20 protein-coding genes and 1 pseudogene are annotated in these 24,677 nt (G+C 48.2%); 18 read left to right on the forward strand and 3 right to left on the reverse strand.

Annotation, left to right across the window (positions count from 1 at the left end; translation table 11 throughout):
- Nucleotides 1-17: 17 nt before the first annotated feature.
- The 6 genes and pseudogenes from BMY60_RS01495 to BMY60_RS01515 all read left to right on the forward strand — a co-directional run bounded on the left by BMY60_RS01495 (nucleotide 18) and on the right by BMY60_RS01515 (nucleotide 7,331).
- A complete protein-coding gene (locus tag BMY60_RS01495) occupies nucleotides 18-3,197 on the forward strand; it encodes an efflux RND transporter permease subunit (RefSeq protein ID WP_090330652.1) in 3,180 nt (1,059 codons plus the stop codon).
- 159 nt (nucleotides 3,198-3,356) lie between these two features.
- Nucleotides 3,357-3,767, forward strand: a pseudogene (locus tag BMY60_RS16485) (shikimate kinase); the annotation flags it as partial.
- Nucleotides 3,768-3,872: 105 nt separating this feature from the next.
- Entirely contained in the window at nucleotides 3,873-4,973 is a 1,101-nt protein-coding gene (aroB, locus tag BMY60_RS01500; protein ID WP_305728765.1) for a 3-dehydroquinate synthase, read from the forward strand.
- The gene (locus BMY60_RS01505; RefSeq protein ID WP_090330654.1) at nucleotides 4,966-6,087 is read left to right on the forward strand and encodes a deoxyguanosinetriphosphate triphosphohydrolase; all 1,122 of its coding nucleotides are present in this window, start codon (nucleotides 4,966-4,968) and stop codon (nucleotides 6,085-6,087) included. Before aroB ends, BMY60_RS01505 begins: the two co-directional genes overlap by 8 nt.
- A 135-nt stretch (nucleotides 6,088-6,222) precedes the next feature.
- Nucleotides 6,223-6,951, forward strand: a complete 729-nt coding sequence (locus BMY60_RS01510) for a DUF3047 domain-containing protein (protein WP_143057321.1) — start codon at nucleotides 6,223-6,225, stop codon at nucleotides 6,949-6,951.
- A 47-nt stretch (nucleotides 6,952-6,998) separates the two neighbouring features.
- Entirely contained in the window at nucleotides 6,999-7,331 is a 333-nt protein-coding gene (locus BMY60_RS01515; RefSeq protein WP_143057322.1) for an acylphosphatase, read from the forward strand.
- 12 nt (nucleotides 7,332-7,343) lie between these two features.
- On the opposite strand, the gene BMY60_RS01520 is transcribed toward BMY60_RS01515, so the two are convergent.
- Nucleotides 7,344-8,879, reverse strand: coding sequence for a lipase family protein (locus tag BMY60_RS01520; protein ID WP_090330659.1), 1,536 nt, complete (start codon nucleotides 8,877-8,879; stop codon nucleotides 7,344-7,346).
- Nucleotides 8,880-9,395: 516 nt separating this feature from the next.
- Here BMY60_RS01520 and BMY60_RS01525 point away from each other — a divergent pair.
- Both BMY60_RS01525 and BMY60_RS01530 read left to right on the forward strand, forming a co-directional pair.
- Complete coding sequence (locus tag BMY60_RS01525; RefSeq protein ID WP_177166534.1) at nucleotides 9,396-9,761, forward strand: DUF4156 domain-containing protein; 366 nt, start codon at nucleotides 9,396-9,398, stop codon at nucleotides 9,759-9,761.
- A 67-nt stretch (nucleotides 9,762-9,828) separates the two neighbouring features.
- Nucleotides 9,829-10,845, forward strand: coding sequence for a metal-dependent hydrolase (locus BMY60_RS01530; RefSeq protein ID WP_090330662.1), 1,017 nt, complete (start codon nucleotides 9,829-9,831; stop codon nucleotides 10,843-10,845).
- Nucleotides 10,846-10,869: 24 nt separating this feature from the next.
- On the opposite strand, the gene BMY60_RS01535 is transcribed toward BMY60_RS01530, so the two are convergent.
- A complete protein-coding gene (locus tag BMY60_RS01535; protein ID WP_090330663.1) occupies nucleotides 10,870-11,571 on the reverse strand; it encodes a type 1 glutamine amidotransferase in 702 nt (233 codons plus the stop codon).
- Nucleotides 11,572-11,763: 192 nt separating this feature from the next.
- Here BMY60_RS01535 and BMY60_RS01540 point away from each other — a divergent pair, with 192 nt between their 5' ends.
- From BMY60_RS01540 to BMY60_RS01600, 10 genes are all read left to right on the forward strand, one after another.
- On the forward strand, nucleotides 11,764-13,149 hold the full coding sequence (locus BMY60_RS01540) for a DUF2868 domain-containing protein (RefSeq protein WP_090330665.1): 1,386 nt from the start codon (nucleotides 11,764-11,766) through the stop codon (nucleotides 13,147-13,149).
- Between the two features lie 5 nt (nucleotides 13,150-13,154).
- A complete protein-coding gene (locus BMY60_RS01545) occupies nucleotides 13,155-14,558 on the forward strand; it encodes a GTPase/DUF3482 domain-containing protein (RefSeq protein ID WP_256250619.1) in 1,404 nt (467 codons plus the stop codon).
- Between the two features lie 193 nt (nucleotides 14,559-14,751).
- Nucleotides 14,752-15,978 (forward strand): type II secretion system F family protein, encoded by a 1,227-nt coding sequence (locus BMY60_RS01550; RefSeq protein WP_090330668.1) that lies wholly within the window; start codon nucleotides 14,752-14,754, stop codon nucleotides 15,976-15,978.
- A 174-nt stretch (nucleotides 15,979-16,152) separates the two neighbouring features.
- Nucleotides 16,153-17,007 carry a prepilin peptidase gene (locus BMY60_RS01555; RefSeq protein ID WP_090330669.1) on the forward strand — a complete coding sequence of 285 codons (855 nt, stop codon included), beginning with the start codon at nucleotides 16,153-16,155 and terminating at the stop codon, nucleotides 17,005-17,007.
- A gap of 6 nt (nucleotides 17,008-17,013) precedes the next feature.
- A complete protein-coding gene (gene coaE, locus BMY60_RS01560) occupies nucleotides 17,014-17,610 on the forward strand; it encodes a dephospho-CoA kinase (protein ID WP_090330671.1) in 597 nt (198 codons plus the stop codon).
- 187 nt (nucleotides 17,611-17,797) lie between these two features.
- On the forward strand, nucleotides 17,798-18,364 hold the full coding sequence (locus tag BMY60_RS16490) for a septal ring lytic transglycosylase RlpA family protein (protein ID WP_305728764.1): 567 nt from the start codon (nucleotides 17,798-17,800) through the stop codon (nucleotides 18,362-18,364).
- Nucleotides 18,365-18,433: 69 nt separating this feature from the next.
- Nucleotides 18,434-19,600, forward strand: a complete 1,167-nt coding sequence (gene argE, locus BMY60_RS01570) for an acetylornithine deacetylase (RefSeq protein WP_090330767.1) — start codon at nucleotides 18,434-18,436, stop codon at nucleotides 19,598-19,600.
- Nucleotides 19,601-20,308: 708 nt separating this feature from the next.
- Nucleotides 20,309-22,027 (forward strand): alginate export family protein, encoded by a 1,719-nt coding sequence (locus BMY60_RS01580; protein WP_256250621.1) that lies wholly within the window; start codon nucleotides 20,309-20,311, stop codon nucleotides 22,025-22,027.
- Between the two features lie 1,374 nt (nucleotides 22,028-23,401).
- Nucleotides 23,402-23,797: a surface-adhesin E family protein gene (locus BMY60_RS01595; protein ID WP_090330677.1), complete on the forward strand. Its 396-nt coding sequence runs from the start codon at nucleotides 23,402-23,404 to the stop codon at nucleotides 23,795-23,797.
- Between the two features lie 120 nt (nucleotides 23,798-23,917).
- A complete protein-coding gene (locus BMY60_RS01600) occupies nucleotides 23,918-24,103 on the forward strand; it encodes a hypothetical protein (protein WP_090330678.1) in 186 nt (61 codons plus the stop codon).
- A gap of 3 nt (nucleotides 24,104-24,106) precedes the next feature.
- Here the strand turns inward: BMY60_RS01600 and lspA are convergent, their stop codons facing one another.
- The gene (gene lspA / locus BMY60_RS01605) at nucleotides 24,107-24,625 is read right to left on the reverse strand and encodes a signal peptidase II (RefSeq protein ID WP_090330771.1); all 519 of its coding nucleotides are present in this window, start codon (nucleotides 24,623-24,625) and stop codon (nucleotides 24,107-24,109) included.
- Nucleotides 24,626-24,677 lie beyond the last annotated feature (52 nt).

Consider the following 24,677-nt stretch of genomic DNA (forward strand, 5'->3'; position numbering starts at 1 on the left):
ACACCCCTTAAGACAGTATGACCAAGTTTTTTATTACACGCCCTATCTTTGCGTCGGTACTGTCAATTATTATCGTACTCGCCGGTATCGCTGCGGCGTTTCAGTTGCCGATAGCGCAGTATCCTCAAATCACACCGCCCGTTGTTCAGGTAACAGCACGGTTTCCCGGTGCCAGCGCAGAGACGCTGATTAAAACGGTAGCTGCGCCGATTGAGGAACAGTTGAGCGGCGTGGATGATTTGCTGTATTTCAATTCAAGCGCCGATTCAAGCGGTCAGCTGACCATTACCGTTACATTCGAAATCGGTACGGATATCGACCTTGCGACGTTCAATATCAGCAACCGGGTCAATATCGCTCTGCCGCGTCTGCCCGACGAGGTCAGACGATCCGGCATAACCATACAAAAACGTGCCAATGATTTGCTGCTCGTGTTCGCAGTCACGTCAACGAATGAGGCGCATACGCCGTTATTCCTGGGTAATTATATTACCAATCATTTTCTTGACGAGCTCAAACGAACCGGCGGCGTTGGAGAAGCACGCATTTTTGGAACGCAGGACTATTCCATGCGTATCTGGCTGCAGCCGGACAAAATGGCGCAACTGGATATTACGACCAGTGATATTGCCGATGCGATCCGTGCGCAAAACGCGCAGTATGCTGCCGGAAAAATCGGCCAGGAACCGGCTCTGGCTGATCAGCAACTGGTTTATACCGTCACCGCAAAAGGCAGGCTGGCTGAAACAGAGGATTTCGGCAATATTATTTTGCGCGCCGATGGTCAGCGCGGCGTGTTGTATCTCAAAGACGTTGCGCGCATCGAACTGGGCGCGCAGGAATATAATATTCAAAACCTTCTGAACGGTGAACCAGGCGTCGGTATTGGAATTTTTTTACAGACCGGGGCGAATGCGCTGGATACGGCGGCCGCGATCAAATCCAAAATGGCTGCGCTGCAGCCAACGTTTCCGGACGGCATGCAGTATGTTTTGCCGTATGACACCAGCGAATTTGTCAAGGCGTCGATATGGGAGGTTGTCAAGACGCTGCTGGAGGCAATGGTGCTGGTTGTGCTGGTTGTCTATGTTTTTCTGCAAAGCTGGCGCGCAACGATTATTCCGATTATAGCCGTGCCGATTTCTCTCATCGGTACGTTTGCAGGGCTGTGGCTGTTGGGTTATTCAATCAACACCATGACGCTGTTTGCCATGGTGCTGTCAATTGGTATTGTCGTGGATGATGCCATTGTCGTACTGGAAAATATCGAACGGCTGATCTCCGAAGAAAAACTGGCGCCGGTTAACGCAGCAATCAAGGCCATGCAGCAGGTTTCCAGCGCCGTGGTTGCGATGACGCTCGTGTTGGTGGCGGTTTTTGTGCCGGTTGCATTTCTTGGCGGCATGGCTGGTGAACTGTACCGCCAGTTTGCCGTCAGCGTCGCTGTGGCAGGTGTGATTTCCGGGATTGTCGCGCTGACACTGACGCCGACTTTGTGCGCCATGCTGCTGCACTCTACTCAGCGGCATGCTGCATTTTTTGACTGGTTCAATCGCGCATTCAGCCGATTACGAAATTTTTATGTCAGCATGGTTGATGCTGCGATACGCCATGTTCTCATCAGTGTGCTGGTGTTTCTTGCCTTTATAGGGGGCGTGAGCTTTTTGTTAAAAATCATACCGGGCAGTCTTGTGCCTTCGGAAGACCAGGGTTATGTGATTACGGCGGTTATTTTGCCGGACAGCGCCGCGCTGCCGCGCACCATCGCCACGAGTGATGCGATCCGTGTCGAAATTGCAAAAAACCCGGATGTTGCTTTTCAGTTCGCTGTAAACGGGCTGGATTTTATCGGTGGCGGCAATAAAACAAATGTGGCGACTGTTTTTACACGAATGACAGATTGGTCTGAGCGGGAAACGACCGCCGATGATCTGGTCAATGAATTATTTGCCGTGGGCGCGCAGCAAACCGACGGTATGGCCGTTGCATTCAATCCGCCTGCAATCCGTGGACTTGGCAGCACCGGGGGCTTCGAGCTTTACGTACAAAGCCGAACAAACACGGATCCGCAGCAGCTTGCCAGGGTTGTAGATGATTTTATGCGGGCACTGAAGCAGGAACCCAAACTGGCAACGGCCAATACGTTTTACCGTTCCAAAGTGCCGCAGTTTTATGTGTCGGTCGATGAGGCCAAAGCGGTTTCTCAAGGTGTTGCCATTGCGCATATCTACGAGACACTGCAAAGTACGATGGGGTCGCTTTATGTGAACGATTTTAACCGTTCTGGGCGTACCTACCGCGTGCAACTGCAGGCTGAAGCCGCTTACCGTATGAAGCCGGAAGACATCGGTAAGGTATATGTACGTTCGAGTACGGGATTGATGGTGCCGTTGTCTGCGCTGGTACGGATCAAACATATTGTCGGCGCAGAACAATTGGAACGCTTCAACGGTTTACTGTCGGCCAAAGTTATTGGCAGCGGGGTGCCGGGACTGAGTTCGGGCGAGGCGATTACGCTGATTGAGCAGGTAGCTGATCAGGTTTTGCCGGACGGTTATCAAGTCGCCTGGACGGGCAAGGATTTTCAGGAAAAAAGAACCGGTGCGGCAGCAGTGTTTGCGTTCAGCCTGGCGATTATCATGGTGTTTTTAATTCTGGCCGCTCAATTTGAAACCTGGGCTTTGCCGCTGGCGGTGATCATGGCAGTGCCATTTGCCATGGCCGGCGCATTGATCGCTGTACTGTTGCGGGATATGCCCAATGATATTTATTTTCAGATTGGTATGGTGACGTTAATCGGATTGGCGGCTAAAAATGCGATATTATTAGTTGAATTTGCCAACCAGAAAATGAAGGCGGGTATGGACGCCAAGCGCGCGGCGGTAGAATCTGCGTATCTGCGTTTTCGCCCCATTGTAATGACATCAATGGCGTTTATCCTGGGTGTGGTGCCATTGGTGATTGCTACCGGCGCGGGTTCGGCCGCACGGCAATCCATGGGGACAGGCGTTTTTGGCGGCATGATTCTGGCTGCATTTGTCGCCACTGTATTTGTTCCATTGTTTTTCTCGTGGTTCGTATCGAAACATAAACCGCTGCATTCAGCGTTGCGCTGGCGAAAACATGCGCAGAAAAAAACAGATGGCTTACACTATAAACCTGTCCAAAAGGCGGTGCAAACTGCAAAGACTGACTGACCTGAAGTTTTTTGGTATGACATCAATGAGCAAGTCCTGTGCAGTTACCTGTAACGGGTTTGTTATAATCCGGTTATGAACAGAAGTAAAAAAATTGCTGTTTCCGATACAAAAAGCGTACATTTTTTGGGCGACAGCAATATTATACTGGTTGGTATGATGGGCGCGGGTAAAACGACAATCGGCAAGGCGCTGGCCAGTTATACGGGTAAGCAGTTTTTTGATTGCGATCATGAAATTCAAAAATGCACCGGCGTAAAAATTCCGGTTATTTTTGAAATTGAAGGGGAAGAAGGGTTCCGCAGACGCGAAACGCAGACGTTAAAAAAACTTGTAAGCAAAAACAATATTGTCCTGGCAACCGGTGGTGGCGCAGTACTCAGTCATGAAAACCGCACTGTGCTGAAACAAAGCGGGATTGTTGTCTATTTAAGGGCATCGGTTAATGATTTGTACCGCCGAACGCGTCATGATAAAAACCGGCCATTGCTGAAGACGGATAATCCGCGTGAAAAACTGACACAATTGTACCAGCAGCGGGACAAATTTTATCAGCAAACAGCGCACATCATCGTGAATACAACCCGGCAGAATATCCGTCTTCTGGTCAGGGAACTGGTCAAGCGACTGGCGGCGATTAAACAAACGCAATCAACAACACATATTTACAAACATATGCAAACCATTACGGTTGAATTCTCATCATCTGCCGAAACACGGAGTTATCCCATTCATATCGGCAACGGCATTTTAGACCAGACTGAACGCATTACCGCGTGTCTCAAGCAAAAACGCGTAGCCATTGTCAGCAATACGACAGTTGCGCCGCTGTACCTGGAGAAACTGCGCACCGCGCTGGAAAAGAACGGCGTGCAGTCGATACCGATTATTCTGCCGGATGGCGAAGTTTATAAGAACTGGGAAACACTGAATCAGATCTTTGATGCACTGCTGAAAAATCATTGCGAACGCACTACAACCGTACTGGCGCTGGGCGGGGGCGTGATCGGCGATCTGACCGGATTTGCGGCCGCCACATATTTACGGGGCGTCCCGTTTATTCAGATACCGACCACATTACTGGCGCAGGTGGATTCTTCTGTCGGCGGTAAAACCGGTATCAATCATGCGTTAGGAAAGAATATGATTGGTGCGTTTTATCAACCGCGAATGGTGATCGCCGACAGCGCAACGCTGGATTCTTTACCGGACAGAGAATTGCGCGCCGGTATTGCGGAAATTATAAAATATGGTTTAATCCGCGACCCCGCGTTTTTTGAATGGCTGGAAAAAAATATGCAACGGTTGCTGTCGCGCGATCCGGCAATACTTAACGATGCGATTCAACGCAGCTGCGAAAATAAGGCGGAAATAGTCGCTGCTGACGAAAAAGAGAGTGGCGTGCGTGCCTTGTTGAATCTGGGGCATACCTTTGGCCATGCCATCGAAAACGGTATGGGATACGGTATCTGGTTGCATGGTGAGGCTGTGGCTGCCGGTACGGTGCTGGCAGCCGACTTATCCAGGCGGATGAAATTAATTAACGATACCGACGTTGCGCGTATTCATGCGATTTTTCAGCAGGCCGGTTTGCCGGTCAGTGCTCCCAGGCTCGAGCCGGAAAAATATCTTGAACTGATGGCGCTGGACAAAAAAGTTTCCGCCGGAAAGACACGTTTTATTGTGTTGAATCGTATCGGCGAGGCCGTCATGCGCGCGGATATCCCGCCTGAGCTTATCACCGAGACACTGAACGCCTGTATGACGCATGAATGAGCTGGCGTCCTACGCGGTATCTGAAAAAAATTCCCGCGGTCGCATATTTAAAGAACCGCCGCCGACGGGCCGTGGAGAGTTTCAGCGTGATCGTGACCGCATTATCCATTCAAAAGCATTCCGCCGCCTGGAATATAAAACCCAGGTATTCGTGAACCATGAAGGAGACCTGTTCCGCACGCGCCTGACACACAGCCTGGAGGTCGCGCAAATCGGTCGTTCGATCGCGCGCAATCTTTGCCTGAATGAGGATCTGGTGGAAGCGATCACGCTCGCGCACGATCTCGGTCATACACCGTTCGGTCACGCCGGACAGGATGCATTGAACGCGTGCATGAAGGAATACGGTGGTTTCGAACATAATCTGCAGTCACTGCGGGTAATTGATATCCTGGAAGAGCGCTATGCAGCATTTGACGGGTTGAATCTGTGTTTTGAAACCCGTGCCGGCATCCTGAAACGCGCATCAAAAAATAACGCCCGCAAGCTGGGCGCGGTGGGAGAACGTTTTATTCTAAACAAAAGACCGTCGCTTGAAGCGCAGCTGGCGAATTTTGCCGATGAAATCGCCTACAACAATCATGATGTTGATGATGGTTTGCGCTCTGGACTGATATCGCTCGAACAGCTGCGAGAGGTCAGTATCTTTTCCCGGCATTTGGAAGCAGTCATGGCGACGTATCCCGACCTGACCGAACGGCGGTTGATTTACGAAACCGTGCGCTGCATGATCAATACCCTGGCGACCGATCTGACCGCGCAAAGCAGACGAAACATCGCTCAGGCGCAATTAGCCAGCTTGGACGATGTGTATCAGGCGCAACCGTTGATCGGTTTCAGTGATCCCATCAAACAAGAGCAGCAACAGTTGAAGAAATTCCTGTATGACAACTTATACCTGCATTTTCGCGTCATGCGGATGAGCAGCAAGGCGTCACATACCATCAAACGCCTGTTCGAGGCGTTCAGCTCCAACGTGCGTCTGCTTCCCGTCAAATATCAGCAAAAATTCGAGCACGAAGGTCATCAGGCGATTGCCGATTATATCGCGGGCATGACAGACCGTTACGCCATCCGTGAATATCAGCGGCTGTTTGCGATAACACAGGATTAACAGGAAATTGGGTCTTGACTGTTCCGGTTGCATGGCGTTCTGGCAACCAATTCGCTAAAATACGTTCCTAATGAAAAGCGATTGCGTTTTTTGATTTTTGATAAACACATTCAGTCGTTTTATGAGGTAAGCAAGATGCGATGTACAGAACCTGAAGCCATAAAACATGGATGGGGTGTCGTGATCACCTGTCTATTGTTCTTCATTTCCGCAACCACCGTTCTGGCCTCGGAAAAAGTGATTCATGAGATAGACTTTACCGGACAGGACGAGGGCAGCGCGTTGTCCTGGTTAAAACAACAGGGTTTTGAATTTGAGCTGAACGCAAAGGCCCTCAATCCACGGTTTGAAAATGACGCCCTGGTGATCAGTACGCAGAACGAGGCGGTCGGGCTGTTTGGTCTGCAGTTGGCGCAACAGGATTTTATTCACAATGTCAAACGTGTGGAAATCGTCTGGGGCGTTAACCGGTATCCCGAAGGGGCGGACTGGAATAATGGCATTAACAGTGTGCCCATTGCGGTCATGCTGTCGTTCGGTACGAAAAAACTGCCGAGCGGGCTGCCACTTGGCATCAAATCCGCGCCATATTTTTTGAGCCCTTTTATCGGCAAACAGGAAGAAAAAGACAAAATGTATACCGGCAAGCTCTGGCGTGAGGGTGGAAGGTATTTTTGTGTGGCCTCGGGCGACCAATCGGGCAAAATCATCACAACAGATTTCGAAGTGGACGAGCGCTTCAGGACTGTCTTCAATCAGGAGAAAACGCCGCCGATTACTGCGCTCGCTTTCCAGAAGAATACCAGCAATACGCAAGGTGCGTCGGAAGCGTTTATCAGAAAGATCAAGTTCTTATCGGAATAGCCGCCGGGCAATGTAAATTCAAGCGCAAATCAAATTATGGTGCGGCATTGAAAAAAATAAGCTTTTATGTGACCGGAAACGTACAGAACGTCATGTTCAGGCAGACATTTATCCGGGGTGCGCAACAGCGCGAACTTGCAGGCGGCGCCTCGAACGATGCTAAAGACCCGAATCGCGTGCATTGCTCGCTGGCAGGCAACGCCGCCGCAATCGATGAAATGATCGAGAAACTGCAGGCGGGCAAACCCGTCAACTCGTGGCAGGCGCGTGTGGAAGCGTTGCATGTCTACGGCCATTATATTGAATTATCCGAACATCAGGTGACTACCGACAATGTAAACCGGTTTCGCTGGTCACCTGATGTTGAATTTTATCTATAATCTATTGATTGCTTATGGCAGCACGACCAGTGAATCAAACCAGGCGTTGCCGCTGAGCAGCGCCGGAATTGCGCAGTCTGAATGACCGCCGGAGAACAGTGTTTCAAGCCTGACATCGGCGCCTGCGGCAGTGAAGTAGTCCATTGCTACCGTGGAATTTTCATACGGCACGCGATCGTCGTCCAAACAATGATACAGGCGCGTGGGTGAAGTCGGCGTCCAGCGGTATACATCATTGTGCGCAAGCGCCGCTCTCAATGGGTGGTAGCCGCCGTTTTCCAGCGCTGCCAGCAGGACGGGTGAAAATAAATCGTTGCCAGTTGCCGGCAGCGCTGCATCGATCGTATCGCCATCGTTCGATCCGTCAAACAGTTCTGGCACAGTAGCGGCGATGTTCTCGTTAAACAGGTTTGCGAGGTTGTCATCAAAGCCGTAAATCTGGTTGTATGCGAGCAGTATGTAGGAAAAGTACATCGGCCTGGGTAACGGATCGTCTGATAACGCCTGCTGCAGCATGGTGCCGGACAAATCGTATGCGCCCGCCATTGGCGCCGAGGCTGTTATCATGAATTCGTCAGCGTGGTGAGTTTCGATTTCACGCTGTGCGGCCATGGTGGCGTAACCGCCTTCGGAATAACCGGCCAGAAACAACTGTCCGTTGAGCGGAAAGCCGCTGTTTGCAGCCAGCGAGCGAACAGCACGGATCAGATCGATCACCGGCCATGCCAGCGACTTGGCGTGCATAAACGGATGCAGACCGGCGTTCTCGCCGAATCCCAAATAATCCGGTGCCGTTACCAGATAGCCGCGCGCGCCCATCAGATACAGCGCCAGATCAACGCCCGTTTCTTCAGGATTGATGCTTGGCGCATGGTCGTTGCGGGTAATGGTGCCATGCTGAAAACTCAGCAGCGGCGCGCCCGTCGGTATGCCCGCTGGCACGGCGGCAACGCCGGATGCTGAAACAGGATTGCCGAGCGCATCCTGCGTCCGGTAGCCGACCCGGTATACGGCAACATCAAAGCGCAGTTCAAATCCAGCGATGGCGGCAATCGGATATTTTTCCGCAATCTGGTTGACTGTTCTGGTTTCTATCAATGTGACTGAAAGCGGCGTGCCCCTGCCTTCGGTGGCAGAGACCGGCTCGGCATGTGCGATCTGAAACATGTTTCCGCTGTCATAGGTCAGCGTTGCGTGGTACAGTTCGCCACGGTAGCCGACCAACGGCATGACAATGGTTAGATCTTCGCCGGCCTTCGCAAGCGCTGTTCCAGGCGCAGCGTTTTTGCGTGCTATTGCTGTATCCAGCCGGAATTCCTGTGCGTCTCCGGTTGCCGCACCCATGAGCACAGAATAGGTTTGTCCACGGTATTCTGTCCAGGGCAAATAAAGTTCAAGTTCATCAGACAGCAGCGCGACGGCATGAACTGGCGGCGATATATGCGCGGCTGCCAAAACCCATACAGTTAACAAATAGAACAGGCAGCTCTGCAGCCAGCGCGGTCGCGGTATGCGAAATGTGAAAGATAAGCGAATAATTCGGTACATGCCGGTTTTTGTTACAAATTTATTGGCTTGCAGTCATGGTATGCAATTATGAAGTGAATGCAAACACACAAATAAACAAACACACATTAACACAAAAACCGGCATGGGTCTGTTTATGGCCTGGAACGTTAAATTGTGCATGGCAGCAGACAGTGTTTGCGTCAGCGCTTGCCGGAGCCTGAATGACGGCACGCTGATGCTGAAACAACAGCGTCAACGGTGTTAAACTATATCAACAGTTTTAGGGGGCGTCATGTGTAATGTGAATTCTGTTTGTTTTCCGGACAGAAGGATCAAGTTTTTGTGCCGCGGGATATGTCAAGGCATATTCAAGGCGCTTGAACATAGCTGCGGCTGTGCTCTGCGTGCTTTTCACGAACATTCATCAAAAATCTGCACGCGCATAAATGTACATAACACATAACACATAACACATAACACATAACACATGACAGCACCTCTGACAGCATTTAATTGCAAATAAAAACAAGTGGCTAGTTGTTCATGGAGCTAATTATGTATGTTCAATTAAAAACCCGGAGGCTGATTCCGGTCGCTGGATTGGCCTTGCTGTTGACCGGCCTGCCAGTGCTGGCTGAAAAGCCTGCGCCCAAAACAGACGAACCGATCCTGCTGATGCTCGGCAAGGAGCAGGATCTGACAGGCTGTAAAATGCTCGGTAAGGTTTCAGGTACCTCAGAGGACAACGACGCAACCTATCCGGAGCGAATGATTATCGCACGCGACAAATTGCGCGCGGAAACTGCCAGGCTTGGCGGTAACGCCGTCCATGTGTTGCAGACCTACAATACGGCCCGCTATGCGATCCCCGGCATCGAGCAAAAGATTATGTTTTCCGGTAATGCCTATTTTTGTGAATAACAATGACGCTGACTGACGATGTTGCCGGAATTTTGATTTTTGTGGCATACCGGATATTCCGCAAACGATGGATTTATTAACACAGGGTTTGCTTGGCGCGGGCATGGCGCAGTCCGGGGCCAAACACAATGAAACGCGGATTGCTGCAGGCATTGGTTTTTTTGCCGGGCTGGTTGCGGATGCGGATATTCTGATCCGGTCAGAAAACGATCCGCTGCTCAATATCGAGTTTCACCGGCACTTTACGCATTCCATTTTTTTTGTGCCGTTTGGCGCATTGATTGCGGCCTTATTGCTGTGGCCCTTTTTGCGCAGACGCCTGCCGTTTGCGCGTATTTACTTGTTTGCGTTTCTGGGGTATTGCCTAAGCGGCGTCCTGGACGCGTTTACCAGTTATGGCACGCATCTGTTGTGGCCGTTCAGTGATGCACGCGTGGCGTTCAACATCATTTCGGTTATTGATCCGGTCTTTACGTTAATTCTGCTGATCGCAGTTGTGATTGCGTGCAAGAAGTACACCGTGACCGTGGCGCGTGCCGGATTGCTGCTGGCGGCACTTTATCTGTCGTTTGGCTGGATGCAGCTACAGCGTGCAGAGAATGTTGCCGGAACACTGGCGGCTGAACGAGGACATACCATTGAGCGGCTGCTGGTCAAGCCGACACTGGCTAATCTGGTACTCTGGCGCTCGATCTACCAGTCTGAGGGAAAACTGCATGTCGATGCTGTGCGGACAGGTCTGTTTTCAGGTGTGCGCGTTTATCCGGGAGGCTCAATTGAATTGTTCGATATTTCACGCGATATGCACGGTCTGCCGGTTTCATCCGTTTTGGCTGATGACATCGAGCGCTTTACGCATTTTTCCGATGGTCTGGTCGCGCTCTGGAGCGAGCAGCCCGGACAGGCCGAAGTGCTGATTGACGTGCGTTACTCCAATCTTCCCATGACACTGGCGCCGCTCTGGGGTATTGAGATTGATACGGCACAACCTGAGAAGCATGCCAGATTTACGCTGTACCGGGATGCTTCCAGCGAAACACGAAAAAAATTTATGTCGCTGCTGATGGGGCTGGATCTGGATTAATATTCAACTGCATCTGTCCGGATTCTATTTTAAAGCAGTGATCCATTTTGCATATACATGATCGGCAATGGTATTAAGTTTTGCTATGCGTTCAGACAGATTCTTTTCCATCTCGGGGGGAGACTGCACAGCCGGTCCATCCATTTGAATAATTTCCTGGAAATTGACATCACTCCAGTCCCTGACCATACGTTCTGTCATTTCAACATGACATTGCATACCCAGGTGGATACCGACGGCAAAGGCCTGATTTGTACAATGCGGGCTGGACAGAATACAGGCGGCGCCTTCCGGCAGGCTAAAGGTTTCGCCATGCCAGTGGAAGGTTTCAAATTCTGACAAATCATCAAACCAAGTACGTGCTATCGTATTTTGCGCCACTTGTACCGTCCCCCAGCCCATTTCCCTGCATGCGTTTTGTGTGATTACGCCGCCGAGTGCTTTAGCCATTAACTGACCGCCCAGACAATGTCCCAGAACAGGTATTTCCCGCGCGATCGCCTGCCGGATCAGGTCCAGCGTTGGCTCAATCCAGGGCAAATCATCATTCACACTCATCGGGCCGCCCATAAAAACCAGTCCGCTGTACGGTTCGACATCAGCTGGTGTTTCAGTGCCTGCATCGATTTTGATCAATTCCCACGGAATATGATTGTTATCGAGAAATGTGGCAAAATAGCCTGGCCCTTCGATGGGCAGATATCTGAAAATAGCAACGGGTTTCATGAAGTGTCCTGCTAACAATAAGTCAAAAAAATTAGTCCGTAAGTGCAAAAGGTACCGTCATCATATTTTCTCCTGACAATGTATGTCAATTTTGTGCCGGTTTGCTGATTCCCGGCAGCTGTATGATCGCTATAATTTATAGTTAATCGATAACCATAACCGGTTTTTATTTGTTGTTACTTTTGTTATTCAATGTCTGTCAAAAAAAATTCATTCGCCGAACTGGTGCGCGTTGAGCAGATACGCGTTATCGAATCAGTAAAATCTGAAGAACTGTCATATGACGGCGCGGCAGAAATGGAAAGCCAGTCGATGGCGGATTTTAAATATACCGATTTTACGCAACGGTTGACTGCACGCGCCAACATGCTGATTCGGGATAACAGGCTGGAAGATGCTATTGTAAAACCACGTCAACAGTTCATGCGCGCGGGTTGGGTCTGTTTGATCGCAGCAGTCATTCTTGGTTGTCTCGCGGCGGGTAATGCGGTGAGTGCACTGCATACTTTAAATATTTACTGGCTGCTTTCGGTACTGCTGGGTTTTCATGTGTTATCGCTGATACTGTGGTTTATCGGTATTGCATTGAATGTACAGGGTCTGAGCAGTGGTGTTGCCGCACAACTGGCAGGGTGGTGGCCCTTTCGCAAAAAAGAAAAGGACACGGCCGAATCACTGGCAAGACTTGCCTGGTGGGAAAGCTGCCTGACCGGTACCGTTGGCAAATGGCGTATTAGTGTGCTCACGCATCAATTCTGGTTGAGCTATCTGGCAGCAGGTCTATTGCTGCTGATTTTGCTCATGCTGGCCAAACAATATAACTTTATCTGGGGAACCACGTTGTTGCCCGAACATAGCCTGCCCAGACTGACCGAATCACTGGGCCAGCCTTTGACTCTGGTTGGCCTTGAAATCCCCGACAGCCAGCAGATTGCTGCAAGCAGAATGGGTGTTATAAAGCAGGATGCGCAAACACGCAGCGCCTGGGCACAGTTTCTGATTGGCGTGTTATTGATTTACGGCCTGTTGCCGCGGCTGTTGTTGCTTGCCTTCTCAGCATTGATGTTAAAGTGGTCAGAACGCCGGTTCAAGCTTGATTTGTACCTGCCTTATTATATTGATTTGCGCCAGCGTCTAATGGGACGCAAAGATAATTCTAGAATTATTGATGCGGATCCGTTAGCGGATGAAGAGCCGGTAAAGGTATTCTGTACGCCTGTTAACAACGCGATACCGGAAAATGCCCATGCAGTGGGCATTGAACTCGACGATAGCGTTATCTGGCCTGGTTCTGTAACCTGCCGTTTGAATATTATTGACCAACAAACCCATGCAGATGCGGTTAAGCTGGTTAGCTCACTGAGCGGACCTTTGCTGATCGGCGTTGCCGCTTACCGTTTGCCTGATCGCGGTATTCAACGTATCGTCAAAGATTTGCTTGCCGCAAGCAGATGCAATCCCTGGCTGGTGCTGCTGAATAAAAATCCTGTCGTGTCCGTTGCCGACAACCGGGAGCAGGCCTGGTTTCGCTTGGCACAGGCATGCAAGATTCCTGCCGAACAGATAATTACCCAATAATGATCATGGCGCAACCTTCACATCGTCTGCTGAATATCGCTGTTGTCGGGCATACCAATACAGGTAAAACATCGTTAATTCGCACCATGCTGCGCAGTACTGAATTCGGTGAAATAGAAGATGCAGCCGGCACCACGCGCCATGTGGAACAAGCAACGATTAACGCGGGCGATTTGCCCGCCTTGAATCTGCATGATACGCCCGGACTGGAAGATACGCATGCACTGTACGCGCATTTGAAAAAAATAAGCGAAAAATCCAGAGCGGTAGCGCCTGTAAAAATTCTTGAGGAATTCGTCACGAATATTTCCATGCATGACCCGCTGGAGCAGGAAGCAAAAGTCATTCGTCAGGTTTTACGTAGTGATATTTTGCTCTATGTAATTGATGTGCGCGAACCTTTTCTGGAAAAATATCGCGTTGAACTGGAAATTCTCACACGGTCATCAAAGCCGGTGATACCGGTTTTCAATTTCATTGCCGGACATAAACTGGAACTAAACCATTGGCGTGAACAACTGGCAGCTTACAATATCCATGCGACACTTGAATTTGATACGGTTGCGTTTACGTTTGAAGCCGAGAAACGTTTGTATCAGAAAATTCAGACACTGCTCGAAGCACATTACGACCATCTGCAGAAGTTGATTGATTATCGTGCCAAGGTCTGGAAGCAGCTTTGCCTATCAGGAGCAAAACGTATTGTGGAATTGATTGTGAGTGTGGCCTGCTATCGCGAAAGCATAAACGCAAAGTATCGTCATATCGCTGAATCGTTGAATGAAGACCGGTTGCACGACTATGTACGGAAAGCGGAACAAAACTGTCTCAAGGACTTGTTAGCGATTTTCAATTTTTCGAAGAAAGATATCGCAATTCAGAAAATTCCGGTCAGTAACGGCCAATGGCAGTTGGATATTTTTGCGCCGGGTATTCTGAAAGCATACGGACTGGATGTCGGCAGCGCTGCGGCAAAGGGTGCAGCAGCCGGTGCAGGCATTGATTTGATGGTGGGCGGGTTGAGCCTGGGTGCAGCAAGCGCGCTGGGCGCACTGGCGGGTGCCGGATGGTCTACTTTCAAGCGTTACGGTGATGAAATCAAGGCGTCCGTCCGCGGTACGCAATGGCTATGCGTCGATGACGCTACATTGCAGGTTTTGTATCTGCGTCAGAAACAGCTGTTGGAAAAACTGATGCATCGTGGCCATGCCGCTCATGATACGATGCAAGTCGATGCGCCGGAAAAAATCAAACTGCCGGATGGCTGGCCCGGATTTATCAGTACGTTGCGCCAGAATCCGCTTTGGCGCGAATCATCAACGTCCCGCAATAACAACAAGCAGTTTCTGGAAATAGAATCCAAATTGATCGCCGCCATTTTATACAATGAAACGGCCGCGAAGCAGTAACGCCTAATCATCCTGAATTCGCATTATTCTGTTGAACAAGCTGCTCTTCTGTTTTCTGCGATCACGTTGCATGGCATGCTGCTTGTGGCTAAGTTATCACGGTATCGTGCCGTATATACTGCCATCTATTACAACGAAAATAATCAGTTATCCATGCCTGATTAAATCGCATTCCTAATATCAAGGAGTAATTATGGGCGCTGTAACAGCACGTACAGATAAAAAAGTTAAAGAAATCAATTTTTCCTGGGAAGGTAAGGACAAAACCGGAAAGCAGATCAAAGGCGAAATGCGCGCGGCCGGTTCTGTTGTCGTTACATCGGCGTTGCGCCGCCAAGGGATTAAAGTTACAAAAATCAAGAAAGTCAATCAGTCGGGAGGAAAAATAACGAACAAAGATATTACTTTGTTTACCCGTCAGCTTGCGACTATGATGAAATCCGGCGTGCCGTTGCTGCAGGCTTTCGATATCGTTGGCAAGGGACATAACAATCCTGCAATGAGAAAACTGCTGCTGGATATTAAAACCGATGTGGAAACCGGTAACAATTTGGCCGATGCATTTCGTAAATATCCGCTGTATTTTGATAATCTGTTTTGCAATCTCGTGGGGGCGGGTGAAGCCGCCGGTATTCTCGATACGTTGCTGGATCGTTTGGCTACATACAAAGAAAAAATTCAGGCCATTAAAGGAAAAATCAAGTCTGCACTGTTTTATCCTATATCGATTATTGTCGTGGCATTTATCATCACTGCGATCATGATGATTTTTGTGATTCCGTCATTCAAAGATTTATTCGATAATTTCGGCGCGGATTTACCTGGACCTACGCTGTTTGTCATGACGCTCTCGGATTTTTTTGTGGAATACTGGTGGGCTATATTCGGATCGCTTGGCGGCAGTATTTATGCTTTTTTTTATATTTGGAAACGTTCGCCAGCCATGCAACGGGTTATCGACCGCCTAATGCTCAGATTGCCCATTTTTGGTGACGTTATTCGCAAAGCAACGATTGCCCGCTGGTCACGGACACTATCAACCATGTTTGCTGCCGGAGTACCGCTTGTCGAGTCGCTCGATTCGGTTGCAGGTGCGGCAGGCAATTATGTTTATTACGAAGCGACTAAAAAGATTCAGATTGAAGTCAGTACAGGCAACTCCCTGACGTCATCTATGACCGGTACTGAGCTCTTTCCGCATATGGTGCTTCAAATGGTTGCCATCGGCGAGGAAGCAGGCTCTCTGGATTCCATGCTCAGTAAAGTAGCCGATTTTTTTGAGGCAGAAGTGGATGATGCCGTAGAGGCGTTATCCAGCCTGATGGAGCCCATGATTATGGTGGTGTTGGGCACTTTGATTGGTGGTATGGTGGTAGCAATGTACTTGCCGATCTTTAAAATGGGTATGGCAGTTGGCTAAACATTCAGCCTGCGACTATAAAAATTTTCCTAGTTGTTGATTGGCGTTAGAGTCCTGTCAGCAGGTAATATACAGGGTACAATCATTCCCAGGGGATGTTAACAATTAATGAACAGAAACAATTCACTAATTGTTAACATCCCCTAGGCTGCCAGACACTTAATCTTGATACCTATGATCGCACAATTACAGGAATCCACCTCATTATTGATTACGCTGACTGTCATCATTGGTCTGATGATCGGCAGTTTTCTCAATGTGGTTATTTACCGCATGCCCAAGATGATTGAAAAAAGCTGGCAACGGCAATGCGCGGAGTTTCAGGGTAAACCCGTTGAAGCATCCCCGGTTTTCAATCTTGCTGTTCCCCGCTCGATTTGTCCGCATTGCCGGCACAAGATTGCATTCTGGGAAAATATACCTATTTTAAGCTATCTTTTTTTGCGGGGACGCTGCGCCGAATGTCATGCGCCTATATCTGTGCGTTATCCGATTATCGAAGCTGTTACCGGCATAATCAGCGGTTTTGTTGCCTGGCATTTTGGGTGGGGCTGGTTGATGATTGCTGCTTTGCTATTTGTATGGGCGCTTATCGCATTGGCAGCTATTGATATTGATACGCACCTGCTGCCGGATGATATTACTTTACCGCTGATGTGGCTGGGCATACTTGTCAATATGCAGACCGGCTTTACGAATTTGCAATCTGCTGTTATCGGTGCAGTTGCGGGGTATTTGTCACTTTGGGGGGTTTACTGGATTTTTAAACTGATCACTGGCAAAGAAGGTATGGGATACGGCGACTTCAAGCTGCTGGCGGCTATCGGCGCCTGGCTAGGCTGGAGCATTCTGCCGCTGGTTATTCTGCTTTCATCGCTGGTTGGTGCGATTGTCGGTGTTGGTCTTATCATCGCTGCCAAGCTTCACAAAGACATTATGATGCCTTTTGGACCATATCTGGCAGGCGGTGCGCTCATAGCTTTATTCTGGGGGCAGGAAATCAACCACGCTTACTTCGGATTATTCTGATCCGTCATGTTTGTCGTGGGTTTGACAGGTGGCATTGGTTGCGGTAAGAGCGCGGCTGGTGATATCTTTACGGAATTGGGTATTGATGTTATCGATACCGATTATATCGCTCATCAATTGACGCAAGCCGATGGCGCCGCAATACCGGCAATCCGCGATTTGTTTGGTGAAGCCTTTATTACCCGCGACGGCGCACTTGACCGGGAAACAATGCGCAAGCTGGTTTTTTCTGACAACGCTAGCAGGCAAAAACTCGAGAAGCTGTTGCATCCGCTTATTCTCACTGAAGTATCTCATCGTATCCAGCAATCCTATTCGTCCTATGTGATTGTAATCATTCCATTATTATTAGAAACAGGCGATTATGATCATTTGATTCAGCGCATTCTTGTCATCGACTGCGATGAGCAGTTACAGTTGGTCCGGACCATGGCGCGCAGCCAGTTGAGTGCTGCGGATGTCAAAACTATCATGGCAGCGCAGGTTGGCCGCCAGTGCCGCCTGAAAAAAGCAGACGACATTATCGTTAATAATGAGGATGTTGGTCATTTAAAAACACAGATTATCCGTCTTCATCATTATTATCTTGCCTTGACTGCTTAAATTCATTCCTGAATCTACTTGATCTTCGAGTAAAACTTGTAGTAAAAGTACGTATAGAGTACGTATAGCTACAGATACGAACAGACCTGCATACAAGTTATTCAGTAGCCGCGACTTCATGTGAATACACATTCTCCGGAGCAGAAAACGGTTAATATACTTTATGTACAACGAGTATGATTCAAAAATGATGAACACAATTCAAAAGCGGGATATTTCACCACTGGTTTGGCGTTTAAAAGGAAAAAATAGTCAAAATATTGCTTTGGCTATCTTGTCGGCCTTAATTGTCTTTCTCTTTCTTTTTGCCGGCTGTACGTCGCCAATAAAACCACCCGTGCCGAGAACGGCGGTTACAGTGCAGCCGCCACAGCCATCGAACGCATCCTATAATCGGTCTTACACAGTGAGAGGGAAAACGTATTATCCAATGCGTTCTGCAACGGGTTACAGTGAACATGGAATCGCTTCTTGGTACGGCTCGGAATCCGGCAGCCGAACCGCGATGGGTACACGATTTAATCCGCATGGATTAACGGCCGCACATAAAACCTTACCGTTGCCGACCAAAGTGCGGGTAACCAATTTGCGTAACGGGCGTTCGGTGGATGTCGTGGTCAATGATCGCGGCCCATTTAAGAAAAACCGATTAATTGACCTGTCTCATGGCGCCGCAAAAAAAATAGGGCTGGATAAACAAGGACTCGGTAAAGTTAAGGTTGAATATCTGGAATCCTTGGCGGTCAATCCTTAGTCGCTATTTTAAGAGTTCATTGCAGAAGGTGTGCTGCAGGAGAACCGCGACCTTGCACAGATAACAATCATGGAAAAGACCACGCCCAACCTCATGAACATGCTGCATCAGCTTATCGCCATACCTTCGATGAGCAGTGTTAATCCGTCATTTGACACCAGCAATCGCGCGGTAATCGATTTGTTGGCCGGCTGGTTCGAGGCGCTTGGCTTTACGGTGCAGGTCATGCCGTTGCCTCGGCAACCGCATAAAGCCAATCTGATTGCGACTATTGGGCCTGTACAGGAGCATGGAAAAAACCAAGGATTAATGTTGGCGGGGCATACCGATACGGTGCCGTGCGAAGAGAAATTCTGGCGCTTTAACCCTTTTCGGTTAACCGAACGGGAAAATCGTTTGTATGGGCTCGGAACGGCCGACATGAAAAGTTTCTTCGCGCTGATCATTGAGGCATTTAAACGATTTGATGCATCCCGATTCAAACGACCGCTGGTTGTACTGGCGACAGCCGATGAAGAAAGTTCAATGGAGGGTGCCGCCATGTTGGTTGAAAAAACCCGCCCGCCTGTACGTTATGCGGTCATTGGTGAACCGACCGGGCTCAAGCCGGCCAATGCGCATAAGGGCATGGTTATGGACGGCATACGGTTGATTGGACGGGGCGGACATTCCAGTAATCCAACATTGGGCCTGAATGCGATGGAATCCATGCATCAGGTGCTGGGAGAATTAATGCGCTGGCGAAATGATTTGCAGCGCCGCTATCAGGATAATCGATTTGCCGTACCAGTGCCTACTCTGAATCTCGGTCATATCCATGGCGGCGACAATCCCAACCGTATCTGCGATCAGTGTGAAGTTCATTTCGATTTGCGTCTGTTGCCAGGCATGGATGTTCAATCTGTGCATGACGAACTGCATGCGCGTTTGACAGCGCTGTTTGCTGGCACGGAAATAAAATGGGAATGTTTTCCATTAAAACCGGGCACGCCCCCCATGTTGACACCTCAAGATTCTCGCATCGTCAGAAACTGCGAGCTGTATAGTCAGGCTGACGCACATGCGGTTGCATTTTGCACCGAAGGTCCTTACCTGACACAACTCGGCATTGAGACAGTCATCTTAGGCCCTGGAAATATCGCCCAAGCGCATCAGCCTGATGAATATCTTGCATTGTCAAACGTTCAGCCCTATGTGGATATTCTGGCCGAACTGATTGCTGAACATTGCCTGTAGCTGATAATTGGCAGGAAAGATTTCAATTTTTTAACCGCCACACTTGTTGCAGAAAGGCAAGAAGTGGACCCCAATATTTGAGCTGCACCATAAGCGCTTGGTAGACACGCTCTCTTTTCATGCATTTTGCCATCTATGCTGATAGTATCTATATCTTTCAACACTTGGCGGAAGCTTCATTGGTGTGCGTAGCCTTGCTGTCCGTGTCTAATATATCCGCTATCCGTTTGTTCCATAATGGTAAATTTCTTTCTCGAGTGCGACGGCATAGAAGCTGACATCCGGATAATGATCATTATCATCAGAAAGTAATTTTTTGGATTTGGCTGACCATTCATTGTTGTAAAAAACATGATTAACATTTTTTTTACAAAAAATTAACAGTTTCTTGATACGCCTGCCGGTAAACTAACTAGCGTGGTAGCGTGGCATTATAAAACAATAAGATGATGAATGTGTTGGTCATGAAAAATACTCAAGATGTCGCTGCAAGTATTGATAAGTATCTAAAAAACGTGGGAAGCTACCATGGATCGGACGCACGGCACTGATACTTATGTGAATTTTTCAAGACATGCACTGAAAGCGCAACTGCGCTCAACAATTTTAGAATCGGAGAGGTGAAAACAGATGATAAACAGGTTTGACTGTAGTTTTATTACCCATTTGACCAGACAGTTATTGGTGTTTTTTGACGCGAGATCGAGAATGCCGCTTTTAAACCAGCAATATATACTTTCAACGATAAAAAATAACATTTCATGGGTTGGCAGTTCAAAACGCCGGTTTGAGGAAAGCGGGTTCTGGAAAAACAGCCGGCCGACTTTACAAAGGCACGCAGTTTCTGCGGTGACGCCGGTTACAGTTTTATCATCTTGCAGTAATGCTGGCAGTCAAGCTAAATGCAAATCATCCAGGCCGAAAGGTACGTTGATAACCGGTCTGATAGTATGCTTTTTGGCGTTTATTTGCTCGAATGCTAATACCGCAATTGCTGAAGAAAAAAAACAGTTCACTGCGAATATGGAGCAGTTAAAAGAATCTGCAATACAAGCCAATAATGCAATTGTTACAGCACAAGGAGCCTCTAAAGCCGTAAATGAAGATGTTGTAATAGGTGATACAGGGCATTTCCTGGGCGATTTCGATAACTTGACAAGACTGATGCGACATCATGAAACGCCGCTTACCGCATATACACCCGACTGGCTGGATCTGGCGATAGAACATCGTACACGGTATGAGGCTTTTGATCATGGTTTTACACAGGCAATTCCTACAGGCAGCGATAACCAGCAAATTCACCAACGGACAAGGTTTTTGATCGGTATTAACCGGAACGAACCACTGGGGCTTACATTTGAATTGACTGATATCCGCGCACCGCTTGCTGAATATGGGCAGGCAGGCTCAGCGGTTTTTGCAAATCATTTTGATTTCACCCAGCTTCATGTCGATATGAAGACTGATAATTTCTTCAGAACAGGACTGCCTGGAAAACTTGAAGTTGGCCGAATGGTGCTGGACTTCGGTGAAGGACGATTGGTAGCCGGTCATCGTTTTGGTACTTTGACGCCGACATTTGACGGTGTGCAATTGACCGTGGGTGAAGGTGATAAAGGCTGGGGATTAAGAATGTTCGGCACATCGCCTGTCAACCGGAAAGCGACCGAACTGGATGATTTTTCGCCAGTTACCTTTTTCTCAGGCGCGCAGATTACCAACCGAGATTACGCCTGGGCCAACTTTGATGTGTATTGGTTTCAGTTAAACGAAGGGAACAAAGTTAGGCAGCGTAATATTTCCACTCCTGGTTTTCGGCTTTTTGCTAAACCTACAACTAATCGCCTGGACTATGAAATCGAATCGACATATCAATTTGGTGAAGTTAATGAAGTAAACTATTTTGCGCATCGGCATCATGGGGAAATCGGATATAGTTTTGATTTAGCAAAAATGCCGTTCAGGATTCTGTATCAATTTGACTATATATCGGGAGATCCTGATCCAAACAAACAGTTCGATTTTCTGTTTGCAAAACGCCGTGTCGAGTACGGGCCTACCGGTATTTTAGGTGTCTTCTTTCCGTCAAATATTTTCTCGCCTGCCGGTTTCCGTGCAACACTTCAGCCTACACCTACTGTCAGATTGATGATGTCCCACCGCGCATTCTGGCTCGCCGACAAACGCGGTACTTTTGTCGGCACCGGCCTGCAGGATGTAACCGGTAATTCAGGCAGCTTTCTGGGTAACTTGTTCGATCTCAATCTGAGATGGGATCCGAAGTTCAGCTATTTGAAACGTATGAGTTTTGACTTCGGATACACACATTTGTTTAAAGGCGACTACTTCGATAAAGCGAATAATGGTGTAGCGGGTGGTTCAGATACTAACTATGGCTATACGCAGGTTACTTTTAAATTCTAGATGCTGTCTGTCTTCTTGAAATGGTATTACCTTAATAGCTGTCCGAAATACTTAAACTTTCTCAACAATTCTTTTTAAGAAAAGAATGCATCGGGGTATCTGTGGCTGTGTCCTTGCCGGATTAGCCACCAGATAGCCTGAGCTATCCTCTATAATGCCCATTATAGACAATGCCTTCCGGCAAATGGTTGATGAAGACTCCGTCCATTCCATTGTGATTGATATGATATTGCCGGGTTCCGCGAGTTTGTCAGTGTACATGGTAAGGCGTGCCTTGCAGGCAATAGTCATTCTAATTGCCTGCCAAAAGACGCAACGCAGCCGATGGATGCTGACAAGCCCACCCACGGGACGTTACCGTGTTACTCTGCAACTGCGTTACAGTATTTGAAAAGGGAGTGCCCCTTTTCTACGTGCTGTGTCTTGTTGCATAACACCACAGTAACGCCGTACTTGGCAGTATCATATTGATAGAGTACTAGAATGTCGTTGGCGCGAGTGAAGAAATCGAATGAACGGGTTCGCAGGCCAGTTGTAATTGAATAAACGCCCATTATCCAAGGCGACATCGATGTGTCTCCAAGCAGTGGGATAATAACTACCAAACAAAAGGGGCGTTCAATACGAAGGCTACAACGACTGGCATTGGTCTAGCAAAGAAGTACTCCAAGTATACGGTGTAGATGAGCGCGGCAAGATTGTATCGCGTAAATGATCTGCGCAGCGATTGGCAGGTTCCAGTATGTAATTTGAGACAATCAGGAATACAGTGCAGCGTGCTTGGCAAGTTCCGGTAGGCGTCAATTTACTTTTCGTCATGAATCATGGCCAGGCAAACCCTTTTGCTCGCATTCTGGAAACATGCACCAGAAATAATGTGTTATTTGCCGAGCGGTTAAACGATTAAATTTCCCCTAATTGCATGGACAATCATGACATGATGGTGAGGCTGGTCAGATTGTGAGAGGCTATACCTGAACAGCACATACATGCACAGGGCGCGTTGACGTTTAAGGGGGCTACCCAGTGGATTCCATTATGGGCAGAAGTAATGCGCCTCATGTAAATCCGGATGTATGGCTGTAATCTCTATCTTCATCCTTTAAGGATACAGGCCAAAATAACTTGAACAATATGGCCTAAGTACTCCCTCGTAAAATGCCCGATACAGGATAAAGTGTTCAAGTTATTTTGGCCTTGCTCCTAAAATCATTGCCTGAAAGTTTGACATATCATGGGCGATGTACGTATCGACACCGGACAACACAGGCCATTCAGTCAACAGGTTTTTGCCAGCATATTGTTCACTGTTCCGTTCTTTTACCATAGAATAACCAAATTTGCATTTTCGTATTTGAAAATAATCTGTCTACAATGAAAAAAAATTTTTTTACAGTTTTGCTGATCGGTTTATTTGGTTTTTGCGCACCAGTATTTGCGGAATGGAAGTTAGTCCATGAAGACCCCGACAGACATGCGAAACATTTTTTTGATCCGGCCACAGTGCGGCAAAGTGGCAACCATTACAAAAAAGTGTGGGTTTTGTCCAGCTATGATGAAAAACAAAAGGGTGGCTATCAATCATTAAAGACTTTTTACGAGTTTGACTGTAAGGCTGACCGTACGCGTTCCTATACCATGCTGCTTTATCCGGAAGTAATGGCGAAAGGCAGCACCATCGGTGCGCACCATGATGAATTGAAGGAATGGTTTGAGTATCCCGAATCTTCTTTTTTTAAACAGATTGCCGAAACGGTTTGTAAGCCATAAACTAAATTGAGTCCTGCGCTGTAGAATTGATCATGCGTTTGAGTTTGTTTGCGAGCCAGGCAGCGCCGGATTAGGTGCGGATACTATTTAATATTGTGTATGAGTTACCGGGGGTGAATTGTGAAACGAAAACAATTTCATACTGTAGTGGCATTAATTGTTTTGCTGCCGCTATTGTCAGGTTGCTGGATGGCTGCGGCGGCGGGAGCGGGTGCGTACGGTGGCTATAAAATGAAGGAAAAAGGTTATACGGTGCAGAGTCCGATCACTAAAGAAGATAAAAAATCTAACAAAAATAGTAAGTAACCGCTAAAGCTTTTCAGCTTTTTCCTTGCCGCCGGTTTTATTGTCGGCTTCTTTTTGTGCGTTTTCTTTATTGTAAAAGCTGTCAATAACGAGCAGGGCCGCACCGACGAAAATTGCCGAATCTGCAATGTTGAATGCCGGCCAGTGATAATCGCCGATGTAGAAATCCAGGAAGTCGACGACATGTCCAAGCGTGATGCGGTCCCACAGATTACCGATAGCTCCGCCTAGAATCAAACTGAGCGATAAGCAAAACAGTCGCTCGTTTTTATATTTGTGCAGAAGATACATAATGACAATGGATGCGCCAGCAGCGATCGCGCTCAAGAACCAGCGTTGCCAGCCGGATGCTTCGCTCAGGATGCTGAATGCTGCACCGGTATTGTAAGTGAGTACCAGATTAAAAAAATCTGTTACTGCAATTCGCTGTCCGTAGACCAGTGCCGATTCCACCCAGTACTTGGTTGCCAGATCCAGTATTAAAACAATCAGGGCGATGCTAAGTGAATAATGTAGTTTCATGTTCGTGTATGTCCGTTTGCCGTTTTTTTTCAGCGTTTCATACCACTGTAAA

Source organism: Nitrosomonas sp. Nm51, assembly GCF_900111165.1.
Taxonomy (GTDB): domain Bacteria; phylum Pseudomonadota; class Gammaproteobacteria; order Burkholderiales; family Nitrosomonadaceae; genus Nitrosomonas.